This is a genomic window from Clostridium sp. CF012 (genome assembly GCF_018861755.1).
In the GTDB taxonomy this organism is placed as follows: Bacteria; Bacillota; Clostridia; order Clostridiales; family Clostridiaceae; genus Clostridium_AD.
Genome location: NZ_JAHLEF010000038.1, coordinates 1 through 12,775, shown reverse-complemented (window position 1 = coordinate 12,775; position 12,775 = coordinate 1). Strand labels below are relative to the sequence as shown.

Below are 12,775 nucleotides of genomic sequence, written 5' to 3'. Positions count from 1 at the left end.
ATGTTAAATATAGGTTGTCATTTATCAGTATCAAAAGGCTATAAAGCTATGGGAGAAGAAGCTCTTAAAATAGGAGCAAATACATTTCAGTTTTTCACCCGTAATCCTAGAGGTAGTAAAGCAAAAGAAATTGATCCAAAAGATGTAGAAGCACTATTAGAAATAGCAAAAGAAAATAAATTTGCTATAATTTTAGCACATGCACCATACACCCTAAATGCTTGTTCTGCTGATGAAGGTACAAGAGAATTTGCAATTAATGTTATGACAGATGATTTAAAAAGAATGGAATATTTACCGAATAGTCTTTATAATTTCCATCCAGGTAGTCATGTAAGACAAGGTGCAGAGGTGGGCATTGAATATATTATAAATATGCTGAACATCGTACTAAAACCAGAACAAACGACCACTGTACTTCTTGAAACAATGTCAGGAAAAGGCTCAGAGGTAGGCCGAACTTTCGAAGAACTAAAACAAATTCTTGATGGAGTCACTCTTTCTGATAAAATGGGCGTATGCCTTGATACTTGTCACATTTACGATGCTGGTTATGATATAGTTAATGATTTAGATGGAGTCATAGATGAATTCGATAGAGTAATCGGTCTTGATAAGCTATATGCAATTCACTTAAATGATAGCAAAAATCCTTTTGAAAGTCATAAGGACCGTCATGAAAAAATTGGTGAAGGGTCTATTGGAAAAGAAGTGATTATTAAAGTTATTAATCACCCAAAACTACGTCACTTACCATTCTTCTTAGAAACTCCAAATGAATTACCTGGTTATGCCCAGGAAATTAAGATTTTAAGAGAAGCATATATAGAGTAGTATGGTGCCACCACGTGGCAAGTGGCAAGTTCTAATGTTATTAAACTGTGGATAATTCACTATAAATAGATATGAAATGTGTGCAATTTTCTATGTATATTGAGTTTTCAAAGGAGAAATTATGTTAAATATAGGTTGTCATTTATCAGTATCAAAAGGATATAAAGCTATGGGAGAAGAAGCTCTTAAAATAGGGGCTAATACATTTCAGTTTTTCACCTGCAATCCTAGAGGTAGTAAAGCAAAAGAAATTGATCCGAAAGATGCAGAAGCACTTTTAAAACTAGCAAAAGAAAACAAATTTGCTATATTGCTAGCACATGCGCCATACACTCTAAATGCTTGTTCTGCTGATGAGAGTACAAGAGAATTTGCATTGAAAATTATGGCAGATGATTTAAAAAGAATGGAATATATGCCAAATAATCTTTATAACTTCCATCCAGGCAATCATGTAAAACAAGGTGCCAAGAAGGGCATAGAATATATTAGAAACGTGCTTAACACAGTACTAAAACCAGAACAAACTACCACAGTACTTCTTGAAACAATGTCAGGTAAAGGAACCGAGGTAGGCAGAAGTTTTGAAGAATTAAAACAAATTCTTGATGGAGTTTTGCTTTCAGATAAAATGGGGGTATGTCTTGATACTTGTCATGTTTATGATGCTGGGTATGATATAGTTAATGATTTAGATGGAGTAATACATGAATTTGATAGAATTATTGGTCTTGACAAGCTATATGCAATTCATTTAAATGATAGTAAAAATCCCTTTGAAAGTCATAAAGATCGCCATGAAGAAATTGGTGAAGGTTCTATTGGAAAAGAAGTGTTTGTTAAAATCATTAATCACCCAAAACTGCGTCACTTACCATTTTTCTTAGAAACTCCAATTGAATTATCTGGTCATGCGCAGGAAATTAAGTTTTTAAGAGAAGCATATGTAGAATAAGGTGTCGCCCACGTGGCAAGTTCCAACATGCTTAAAAACAAATAAACAGCTATGAGAGAGCCCTCATGGCTGTTTATTTAATGAAAACAAACTAATAGTACTTGCTACCATTTGATTTACATTTATCGCATATTCAAAATCAGGGATAGACACAAGGCTTACAGCAACTACCCTAAAGGGATAGTGGCTATAAGACCAAGGTTATAAAAAGAGCCTCCTAAGGTGCTTTGTTACACTTTAGGAGGCTCGTCTTAATTAAAGATGCCACTTGCCACGTGAGTGGCACCACAGATTCTATTTAAGAATTATAGGATTAGATAAATTCGTTCCAATATCAATAATTGGCTTTAGCAGCTGTAAAAGCGCACTTAGAATATCCGTTAAAATAGGAATTGTAATACCTACTTGTTGAAGCACATATGTTAAAAGGAATATACCAATTGTAATACTTATTATCCTTCCAATAATTTTAAATACCGCAATACCAAGATAAGCAAGTAATATAGCTAATGCAAACATAATAATGGTATTCAGATTAATATTCGAAAAATCAACGTTCATAAAAACACCTCCATTATTAATAAAATTATAACTTAAACAGTATGTATTAGCAAAGTAAAAATTTTCTGGAACTCAAGGTAAGATTATGTGAAAATAAAAAAACACCATATACGATATACAGCTTTTACTGCAATAGTAAATGATGATATTACTGTAACAGGCATTAACGATACAACAAGGAACTAGGTTCCTTTTATAGATTTTTCCTATATGTCTTTATAGTAATTAGCTAGAATATTCCTGACAGTAATTGCAACGTTATTAATTAATAACATTTTAAATATATCACTTGGCTACATAGCTGTTAAAAGTATTTTAATCCCAACCAGTGATAGAACAGAAGCACCAACACTCAGAGCAATTAAGATAGAAGATAATCTCGACATTTCATGCACATTTTCGTATTCAGATTTCATAATAAACTGTCTCCATTTCGGCCCTTAAAGGCTATAATATAAAATTCAATCTAATACTGACATGATGCAACTTTTTTAGTAACAGCACCATCTATTAACATAATACTAGATAATTGTTGCATTTACGTGTCAATAATGTAAACAATTTATAACTATTAGGGTGAAATATTGTGATATTATCTATGTATGATTGCATTAGCTTTCTTAAAGATGATACTTGGCATGTGGATGGTACCTTGAATTTTTTTATTGCATACTTTTAACAGCTATGGTATAAGCTTATAATAATAACATTTCATATACTTATAGGTGGTGGAAGTTTGGACATTAGAGAGTTAATAGAAAAAAATATTGATGCTATAAAAGACTTAAGAAAAAAATTAAATATTAACGCTGAATTATCCTTTGAGGAGAAGAAGACTCAAGGTATTATTATTGATTTTTTAAAAGATTTAAATATAGATACAAAAGTAGTAGCAAAGACCGGAGTGGTTGCTACTTTAAATTCTGGGGGTACCTGTATTGCAATTAGAGCGGATATGGATGCTTTACCTGTAAATGGTGTTTCTCATGCTTGTGGCCATGATTATCATATGGCTATTGTTTTAGGAACGGCACTAATACTGAAAAAATTGGGTTTTGATAAAACTGTAAAGTTTATTTTCCAGCCAGGTGAAGAAACAGAAGGTGGAGCTATGCCGATGATAAAAGAGGGGGTGCTTGAAAACCCACGGGTTAAATATATGATTGGATTTCATGTATGGCCCAATGTACCCGTAGGAACAATTGAAGTAGCGAGTGGTGCATCTATGGCCTCAGTTGATAATTTTTATGTGCGATTTATAGGTAAAGGAGGGCATGCTGCTATGCCTCATTTATGTAAAAACCCCCTATATCCTGCCATAGAATTCATTCAAAGCATGAACATACAATCCAGAATAGAAAATAATCCTTTGGATTCACATATAATCACTTTTGCTTCTATACAATGTGGCAATGTCAATAATGTAATAGCAGGAGAATGTGAGGTTCTAGGTACTGTTAGAACTTTTAATAGTGAACTTAGAAATAAGTTACATGATGATATATTAAAGAATACGCAGTTATCTGCAGAAAAATATGGTTGTACGCTGGAAGTGGAATATGATTTTCAATATCCTCCACTAATAAGTAACGAATTACTAACTAATAAATTTATTGAGATTACGAAAAAACTCATAGGGGTAGAGAAGGTTTTACCGCTAATAAAAACCTTTGCTGCAGAAGATTTCGCGTTTTTTGCTGAAAAGGTTCCGGCAGTACATTTTAGACTAGGTATAGAAGAGGGGCCGAAGGGAATTCATCCACTACATTCTCCAGACTTTAATGCTTCTGAGGATGCAATTTTAAATGGGATTTATATAATAACAAATTTTATAATTTCTATGTAGTACTAAGTAAATAGGATGTTTAACAAAGATGCCACCCACTTGTCATGTGGGTGGCACCTTAAGATTTATTTGTCCTCATATTTTTTTGTTTCGTGAATATAAATTGAAATTTGAATATTTAATTGTGAGTATTAGTAATAAAAGTGATATTATTATAGATGCTGTTGGGATCATTATTAAATACAATAATTCTTTGTGAAATACAACTGCATCCCAAACTGACACTGCTGCAGTAGCTCCAATAGCTATATTTTTCATGAGGTTCCTCATAATGATTAACAATGTTGTCTTTATTTTTATTTTGTTATAAATATAATCTCATTCATAATTGTATCACTATACATAATGAAAAAAAAAGGTATAGAATTGCAATAAAAGTCAAATAGTAAAGGATACCTCAAAATTTTAAAAGGAGATGATTTGTACAATAATTAAGTTTCTTTAAAATAAAATTAAGGAGGTTTTTATAATGAATACTACAATTATGGCTATAGCCTTAGAAAAAAGAAATAGGTTTGCCCCAGAGTTACAAGAAATTTTAACAAAACATGGTTGCATTATTAGCATGAGACTAGGACTACATGAAACATCCAAGGATTTATGTACAGAAAGAGGTTTAATTCTATTGCAACTTTGTGGTGAAGAAGGAGAAATATCTGCTTTAAAAGAAGATTTAAGTAAGATTGAAGATATTAAGGTAAACACAATGGCAATATAAAAATGTAAAATAAGGGGGCCTGTATTTTGAAAAAAATATTGTCACATATTTCCGTTATTTTATTTATAGTAGCGATGAGTATTGGGAGTAGTTTAAATATTAGTAACATTGCGTCGGGTGCTCCTATTATTGAAACCAAAACACAAGAAAACAAAGAGATAAAAAAGCCAGAGGTTTCCTTAAAGCTATTAAAAGACGGAAATGAAAGGTTTCAGAAAAATGCGCTAATGCAAGTTAACATAAGCAGTACAAAGCGGGAAGAATTAATAAGTGGTCAGCATCCTTTTGCAGTAATTATCACTTGCTCAGATTCTCGAGTACCACCAGAATTTATTTTTAATCAGGGACTTGGCGATTTGTTTGTTGTTCGGGTAGCGGGTAATGTAATAGATAAGATAGAACTCGGAAGTGTTGAATATGCGGTGGAACATTTAAAGACTCCTCTTATAGTTGTAATGGGACATGAATATTGTGGTGCTGTTGAAGCGGCAGTAAAAGAAAGCGGAAAAAAACAACATGGAAATATTGGAGCTATAATAGATAAGATACAACCTTCTGTTAAAAAAGTAAAATCTAATAATTTGCAAGGTGAAAATCTAGTTGAACAAGTGACCAATGAAAATATTAATAATTCTAGTCGTGAAATAAAACATTCAAAAATCATTAAAGAAGAACTACAAAAGGGTAACATAAAGATAGTAGAGGCTAAATATATGCTAAAATCAGGTGTGGTTCAGTGGTTTAGTAATTAATGCTTTCAATATATAGACAAAGAGGCAAGTCATTATTTAATGTGCTTGTCTCTTTGCAATGTTGTTTACAATGTTATAATTTTTACTTGGATTGTAATACTTATATTACAATAAAATCATGTCACTTGCCACGTGGGTGGCACTAGTGAAATGTATTGTTTTAATTCCGAGTTTATTAGCTGCTTCAACATTTACTAAGGTATCATCAATAAATAAGCACTCATCTGCATTTAGCTTATAAGTTTCTAAAAGTTTAGTGTAAATTTCAGCTTCTGGCTTTAAGAGGTTTTCTTTATAGGATATTATTTCTCCATCAAAATGATTGAAAAAATCATATTTAGAACAAATAGTTTCAAAAGCTAATGAGTGAAAGTTTGAAAGCAGATATAATTTATAACCTTTTTCTTTTAGCTGGCTGAGGATTTTTACGGTGTCTTCAATAGGTGTCAATATTTCAATCCAATTATCCATACACTTCTTAATATGTATTTCATTATTAGGGTTTCTTAAAGATATAATTTTTATTGCTTCATCTTGAGTTAATGTGCCTCTATCTAGGTGAAGCCATTCTTCACTTTGAAAAATTTCTTTGTAAAGGAACTTTTCAATATTATCATCGTTGAAAGTTCTTTTAAGATAAGCTAGTGGTTTAAATTCTAGTAATACATTTCCAATGTCAAAGATTATATTTTTAACCATTTTGTCCTCCGTAATAAGTTGTTGATTATATTTATAATACAGTTATTAGATAAATACTAACACAAATAGAATATGAATTCAGTAAAAATTTAATCATTATATTTTAGTTTTAGATGATTCTCTATAAACAATCTATATCCTATGCATGTATAGGATATAGAAATAAGAAGACAAAAGCACTACCTCACAAATTCACCATTCACGAAGCTACCCTTATTTTGTACGTTTTTATTATAATCATAATATATTCCTAAACCATGAAAATGATTATTTCTAAAACCGCCCTCGTAAATTACCTGTCCATTATGTTTATAATACATTTTGCCTTCTCCATCAGCGGCTTCTTCATTAATATCTCCAACATAAATAAAGTTGCCCCAATCTAAAAAAAACTTATTGTTTAGTATTTTATAAAGGACTATTTCACAGGTGTTTCTTACCGCTGTTGATTCTTTTTCTATATTATATAACTGTTGAACTGGCTGAATTGAGCTGCTATTACCTACACACAGAAGTGATTGCACAAGTGCTAGTCTAAATGCCGTACAATTATCAAATATATGATTATGTAAGGTATCAAGAACCTCTTGAGTGATTTTACTGCTGGTTACATGGGCTATTTTTAAAATTGTATCAGCCGTACTCATTCTAATGTATCTATTATTAAATGTTAAGGGGCTATTTGGGTATAGCGAATGTAACCGAGGTATATTAGTATGCTCTTTTAAAAGCATTTTATTTCCAATATTTAAAGCCTCATCATATTTTTGTAGCGGCATGAATCTCAAACTGAGATTTTGAAGTACATTATCCATTGCATTAAATTCATTCATCATAATAATTCATCACTCCTATAAAAAATTACAACAATTTTCTAACAACAATATCAATATTTATTAAAAATTTCCTTTATTCATAAAAAACACTATAAACAAGTTCTTTATATTCTTGATATTCTTTATACTCATGCAAGCTACTTAAACTTTCAGCCAATCCTTTATAATACCATCCATGCATGTTTTTATTCTTAACGTTAAACCTTTGCCATAGGTTTTCTTTTTCTATTTCATAGTTATTGTATAAGGATCTTATGTTTGAGAGCTTATCTCCTAGGCAAATTATCTTTATATCTTCATCTTTTTCATCTCGCATTGATTCTATTGTGTGTTTCTTTCTGTCAATCCAACTCTTTGTTTTATCTTCACTCTGTGACTGGACAAGGTCTGCTATTCTTTTACCAAACATCTTTTCAATTGTTTCATAACTAACATGCACGTCTTCAGTAATGTCATGAAGTATTGCGGCACAGATAAGATTCTCGTCATACTTTATCTGTGAAACAATAATGCCGGCTTCAAGTGGATGTAAAATATATGGGATAGTCGTACCCTTTCTACACTGATTGCTATGTGAAATAGTTGCAAACATTATAGCCTTATTAATCATTACTAATCTAACTCCCTTCTAAATTAACAATTACTCTTTAATTAGTTTTACCTTAAAATATATATTATTTTAGAGATAGGTCTATTAAACTTCTAAATATGTTTATTACCCTTAATTTTAATTAAAAAAATAAATTATAGATAAGCAAAATATACTTATGTATAACTGTATACTTCTACAAACGATTACATTTTCCTCCAAATAAAAAAAATAAATCAATAAATCAAATGTTACCAAAAAATAGAGATAGTGATCATAGGCAAGTTTAATATATAGGGCCAGGTAGATGACCTTTTGTCATCTACCTGGCCCTAGCCATATAAGGTTTATTTTATATCCTCTAAAATATTAACTACTCTTTTTAACTCTTCTCTAACTTTAAGGTGCTGAGGACATTTTGCTTCGCACATACCACAATCTACACAGGTATCTGGCATTGCACCCTTTTCTGGGTTCTTTTTATAGTCTTCAAATTCACTCTTAGCCGCTCCTGTTAAGCCATAAACATTGTGGTAGGTGTACATATTAAATATCTTGGGGATAATTATGTTCTTAGGACATGGCTGACAGTAATTGCACCCAGTGCAATATAATTCAGAAAACTGCTTAATCTCTTCCATAGCCATACTAACTTTGTACCTTTCTGAATTATTCATATAAGTCTCAACATTTGCGATAGCAAGATTTTTCTCTAACATATCCATATTCTCCATGCCTGATAGAGCAAGACTTATATCCTCATTTCCCAAGACAAACCTTAAAGCAAGCTCATAGGTAGCTATCGATTCTTTACCTGTAAGCTTTTTATAAAGTTCCGTAGGTGCGGCAAGTCTACCGCCTGCTACGGGACCCATAGCTGCGACTCCTAGCCCCTTTTTCCTGGCATAGGCAATAGACTTTTCATTTACCCTGTCAAGAAGATTATATTGGCATAAAACAGATTCAAAGATTCCCTCTCCGGCATCTATAATATCAATCATGTTTTCAGCATCATCATGGAACGAAAAGCTCAAATGTCTTATTAGTCCTTCTTCTTTTGCTTTTCGTGCCTCATTAAAAAGTTTATTGGTTTTAATGTTATCAAGAGAGCCTTTATTTATTCCCCAAAAATGGTAGAAATCTATATAAGGTGTGTCCATGTTTTTCAAACTGTTCTCAAGAAATTTTCTCATATCAGAAGGTTTTTTAACATCATCCAAAGGGAGTTTCGTAGTTAGCTTAACCCGATCTCTCACACTTTTCAAAGCTTTTCCCACTGCATGCTCACTATTTTTGTGGCAGTAATAAGGTGCTGAATCAAAGTAATTTATACCACTTGCATAACCACTAAAAAGTAGAGGTAAAGCTTTTTCCTCATCGATATACCATTTTCCATTTATTTCAACCTCGGGTAATCTCATGCAACCGAAACCTAAAGTTGAAACCATTTCTCTTGTATTTCCATAACTTCGATACTTCATTATCTTCATTCTCCTTTATACTTAATAAATTATAAAATTATTATTTGTTGAAATTAGAGCTACATTTGAATATATATATAATTATACTGGTTATCTAAAGTAAAAGCCATTTTAAATAACCTAAAAAAATGGTATTATGTCTTATAATACTAAAAGCGCAAGTATTGCTAATATCTGATGTACTAACTAATTGAGAATTTCTTAAAATGTTCTGATATTCAATGATCATGGCACAAAAAAATAAATTTTATTTTAAAAATAGTGAATTTTATCCCCCTAGGTATCTAATGTACGCTTAGTATTGGACACTGATTAGAACTTTTTTAGCTAATATATTAGTAAAACTTGCATTATATAATAAATTGTGATATTATTAAGCCATAACTTAAATGAATAGTAGATAAAGCAACACAGATATATTTCAATTAATTAGTACTCTTTAAATAAAGTATTTTTATATCGAAATTTTATAGGTGTGGTATTACAAAATGTTTAAGAAATATAAAATTTCGGAGGTACACATATTATGAATGGTACAGTTAAATGGTTTAATTCAGAAAAAGGATTTGGATTTATTACAGGAGAAGACGGAGTAGATGTTTTCGCACATTTTTCTCAAATAAATTCAGATGGTTATAAATCACTTGAAGAAGGACAAAAGGTTTCTTACAGCATCGTTGAAGGACCAAAAGGACCACAAGCAGAAAATATTACTATTGTAAAATAATAATTTTTAGCCACTAAATAGCTTAGCTATTTAGTGGCTTTTTTTTATTTCTGTATTATTTATAAATTCACGATTATAACCTAATAAATCAAGAAAGGAGTAAACTAATGAGTATTTTAGTGAAAAAGGGTCAAAAAGTAGATATGACAAAAGCATACGCTGAACTTCAGAGAGTGCGTGTACAGATGTATTGGAAGGTAGTTGATTTAAATCCTACTGATTTTGAAATTGATGCAGCTGCGTTTCTTCTTGGGGCTACAGGTAAAGCAGAAAAGGATGAGGACTTTATATTTTACAACAATCCCTTTGGAGCAGATAATTGTGTTACTCATATAAGCAATCCCCGTATAGGTGGTAATGAGCTAATAAAAATAAATTTAAGAACTATGCCTAATGCAATTGAAAGAATAGCATTTACAATAACCATAAATGATTCTGATAAAAAAGCTCAAAGTTTCAAACAGGTTAAGGATATAGCAGTTCGAATATTTAATGAAGAAACTAATGTAGAGGTACTTTCTTATAATATAAGCGATGCATATTCAGTGGAAACAGCTATAGTTGCTGCAGAAATATATAGGTATAAGGGTGAATGGAAGTTCAATGCTATTGGAAGTGGGTTTAAGGGTGGACTCGGAGCTCTCTGTGAAAACTTTGGAATTTCTGTTGAGGAGGAAAATCTGCCAGTTAATAATGGGAAATTATCAACTGAAAAACAGAAGCAACTTGGTGCTCCGACTCAGCCCAAAATAAATCTATCAAAAATAAACATCTTAAAGAAAAAGGTAGAAATAGTATTAGAAAAGAAAAAGCTTATAGGTGTTGTAGCAAGGGTTGCATTAGTAATAGATATTTCTCGTTCCATGTTTTCTTGCTATAAGGAAGGTAAAGTGCAAAAGGTTATTGATCGTATTGCAGCGGTGGCAGCTAAGTTTGATGATGACGGCACCCTTGATATGTGGATTTTTGATCATAGATTCCATAGGCTCCCTTCAGTAAATGAGAGTAACTATGAAGATTATATCAATAGAGAGATTTTAGATAAGCATAAACAGGGCCTGTTCAATGGTAAAATTTTTGGTGCAAATGATGAGCCACCAGTAATGGAGGATGTTATTAAATACTATACTGAGGAAAATAAAAGTGAATACCCTGCCTTTGTAGTATTTATAAGTGATGGTGGGATACATAAAAATAAAGAAATAAAACAAGTAATGATTGAATCAACTAAATACCCATTATTTTGGCAATTTATAGGTATAGGTAATGCAAACTATGGAATTCTTGAAAAACTTGATATTATGCCAGGAAGAGTAGTAGACAATGCAAACTTTTTTTCACTTGATGATGTAGACAAGATTTCAGATGAAGAATTATACAACAAATTATTAAATGAATTTCCAATGTGGTTAAAAGAAGTAAAGGAAAAAGGAATATTATAACTGAATAATAATAAAGAACATTCAATCCTATTTGGCTTGAATGTTCTTTTGCATTTATATATTTTAATTAAAACTAAATGCTTAAAATGAACGTCTAATTAGCATCTCTTTCGTCATGAAAAGTCTATTTGTTTATGCTTGCTAATTCTATCTTATAATTTCCATCAGGAGATTCTACCTCTACTATAGTTCCAATTGTCTTCCCAAATAACACTCGGCCTATTGGAGACTCAATACTAAACTTGCCATTTACTATATCCACTTGCAATGTTGTTACAAGTTCAATTTCTTCTATATCATTAGTGCCGACAAATTTTATCAGTAATTTATCACCTACGTTTGCACCACTAGTATTAACAATAACATCATCTATAACTTCAGCAGTTCTAATCATTTTTATTAAATAACCCATTCTTCTGTAGTTGTCGTACATATTTGATTTAGCAGCTTTATATTCAGCATTTTCACTTCTATCACCATGAGCTGCAGCGATCATTTTTTCACGTGCAATTTCCATTGTTAAGGGACCTTTACGATAATCAAATTCCTTTTGAAGTTCTTCAACATCTTTTTTAGTAAGTTTATTATTAATTTTGTCACCTTCTTTTATTTTACATTATATTATTACCAAGTTATTAATTAGATAATGTTTGAATGATGCAGTTATATGAAAAAAAAAGTTTTCTGATAATATTTATAATTTTAGACTATTAACAAATGTAAAACAAGTGGTATTAATATTTTATTAAGATTGCAATGGAATATCTTTATTTTGTAAAAATGAAGATGATATTTTTGGAAAGTTTCGCCAGAGAATGTAGGTAAGCTTATACTTGGACAAAGTCCTCACAATTATAAATCCGTAAGAAGAGGTTCGGACTCACTGTTTTTTCACTATAGAAATATTCTAATATATCTAATACTAGGATAAATATGTATGTAACTATTATTAAAAACTAGCCATGTGTATCGAAATGAGGTATATCGACTTATTTAAACTTATAACTAGGAATATGATGGTAATCTAGTTAGAATATCTGTGCACACGGATTATGTTATTAGATATGTGGTAGAATATTATTTGTAGTCACCAATTAGTGGCGCAGTAAGCTAAAAGTTAATTACTATTTAATAAGTTTTCTAATGGAATATAATTTTAAAAAGTAGTTGACAAAACAAGAAATACCTAGTAATATAGTAGAAGTCGTCACTTGATGACAAAACAAATTGGTCTTTGAAAATTAAACAGAGAAATAGGTAAAATAGCGAAATAATATTTCGTTAGACCAGTTAATTACTTTAGATAAAGAAGTAATTTTAGTCGTAAGACTAAAA

15 protein-coding genes are annotated in these 12,775 nt (G+C 31.0%); 7 read left to right on the top strand and 8 right to left on the bottom strand.

From position 1 onward, the window contains the following. Together KPL50_RS22240 and KPL50_RS22235 are read left to right on the top strand one after the other, a co-directional pair. Positions 1 to 834 (top strand): deoxyribonuclease IV, encoded by an 834-nt coding sequence (locus tag KPL50_RS22240; RefSeq protein ID WP_216300723.1) that lies wholly within the window; start codon positions 1 to 3, stop codon positions 832 to 834. Positions 835 to 955: 121 nt separating this feature from the next. After that, positions 956 to 1,789 (top strand): deoxyribonuclease IV, encoded by an 834-nt coding sequence (locus KPL50_RS22235; RefSeq protein WP_216300722.1) that lies wholly within the window; start codon positions 956 to 958, stop codon positions 1,787 to 1,789. A gap of 294 nt (positions 1,790 to 2,083) precedes the next feature. Here KPL50_RS22235 and KPL50_RS22230 read toward each other — a convergent pair whose 3' ends face one another. Continuing rightward, a complete protein-coding gene (locus KPL50_RS22230) occupies positions 2,084 to 2,350 on the bottom strand; it encodes a hypothetical protein (RefSeq protein WP_216300721.1) in 267 nt (88 codons plus the stop codon). 293 nt (positions 2,351 to 2,643) lie between these two features. Further along, positions 2,644 to 2,766 (bottom strand): hypothetical protein, encoded by a 123-nt coding sequence (locus KPL50_RS27610; protein ID WP_290443284.1) that lies wholly within the window; start codon positions 2,764 to 2,766, stop codon positions 2,644 to 2,646. A gap of 320 nt (positions 2,767 to 3,086) precedes the next feature. Between KPL50_RS27610 and KPL50_RS22225 the strand changes: the two genes are divergently transcribed. After that, on the top strand, positions 3,087 to 4,196 hold the full coding sequence (locus KPL50_RS22225) for a M20 family metallopeptidase (protein ID WP_216300720.1): 1,110 nt from the start codon (positions 3,087 to 3,089) through the stop codon (positions 4,194 to 4,196). 75 nt (positions 4,197 to 4,271) lie between these two features. Here KPL50_RS22225 and KPL50_RS22220 read toward each other — a convergent pair whose 3' ends face one another. Continuing rightward, positions 4,272 to 4,454, bottom strand: a complete 183-nt coding sequence (locus tag KPL50_RS22220; protein ID WP_216300719.1) for a hypothetical protein — start codon at positions 4,452 to 4,454, stop codon at positions 4,272 to 4,274. 211 nt (positions 4,455 to 4,665) lie between these two features. Here KPL50_RS22220 and KPL50_RS22215 point away from each other — a divergent pair, with 211 nt between their 5' ends. Beyond that, positions 4,666 to 4,914 (top strand): hypothetical protein, encoded by a 249-nt coding sequence (locus KPL50_RS22215; protein ID WP_216300718.1) that lies wholly within the window; start codon positions 4,666 to 4,668, stop codon positions 4,912 to 4,914. A gap of 26 nt (positions 4,915 to 4,940) precedes the next feature. Then, positions 4,941 to 5,666: a carbonic anhydrase gene (locus KPL50_RS22210; protein WP_290443283.1), complete on the top strand. Its 726-nt coding sequence runs from the start codon at positions 4,941 to 4,943 to the stop codon at positions 5,664 to 5,666. 105 nt (positions 5,667 to 5,771) lie between these two features. Here the strand turns inward: KPL50_RS22210 and KPL50_RS22205 are convergent, their stop codons facing one another. The 4 genes from KPL50_RS22205 to KPL50_RS22190 form a co-directional block, all read right to left on the bottom strand. Continuing rightward, entirely contained in the window at positions 5,772 to 6,365 is a 594-nt protein-coding gene (locus KPL50_RS22205; protein ID WP_216300717.1) for an HAD family phosphatase, read from the bottom strand. Between the two features lie 179 nt (positions 6,366 to 6,544). Further along, entirely contained in the window at positions 6,545 to 7,201 is a 657-nt protein-coding gene (locus tag KPL50_RS22200) for a hypothetical protein (protein ID WP_216300716.1), read from the bottom strand. Positions 7,202 to 7,274: 73 nt separating this feature from the next. Continuing rightward, on the bottom strand, positions 7,275 to 7,811 hold the full coding sequence (locus KPL50_RS22195; protein WP_216300715.1) for an HD domain-containing protein: 537 nt from the start codon (positions 7,809 to 7,811) through the stop codon (positions 7,275 to 7,277). Between the two features lie 326 nt (positions 7,812 to 8,137). Next, positions 8,138 to 9,271 (bottom strand): aldo/keto reductase, encoded by a 1,134-nt coding sequence (locus tag KPL50_RS22190; RefSeq protein ID WP_216300714.1) that lies wholly within the window; start codon positions 9,269 to 9,271, stop codon positions 8,138 to 8,140. A gap of 526 nt (positions 9,272 to 9,797) precedes the next feature. Between KPL50_RS22190 and KPL50_RS22185 the strand changes: the two genes are divergently transcribed. Together KPL50_RS22185 and KPL50_RS22180 are read left to right on the top strand one after the other, a co-directional pair. After that, a complete protein-coding gene (locus KPL50_RS22185) occupies positions 9,798 to 9,998 on the top strand; it encodes a cold-shock protein (RefSeq protein ID WP_125004432.1) in 201 nt (66 codons plus the stop codon). 107 nt (positions 9,999 to 10,105) lie between these two features. Next, a complete protein-coding gene (locus tag KPL50_RS22180; RefSeq protein WP_216300713.1) occupies positions 10,106 to 11,440 on the top strand; it encodes a VWA domain-containing protein in 1,335 nt (444 codons plus the stop codon). A gap of 124 nt (positions 11,441 to 11,564) precedes the next feature. Here KPL50_RS22180 and KPL50_RS27750 read toward each other — a convergent pair whose 3' ends face one another. After that, the gene (locus KPL50_RS27750; protein WP_309245207.1) at positions 11,565 to 12,032 is read right to left on the bottom strand and encodes a GreA/GreB family elongation factor; all 468 of its coding nucleotides are present in this window, start codon (positions 12,030 to 12,032) and stop codon (positions 11,565 to 11,567) included. Positions 12,033 to 12,775 lie beyond the last annotated feature (743 nt).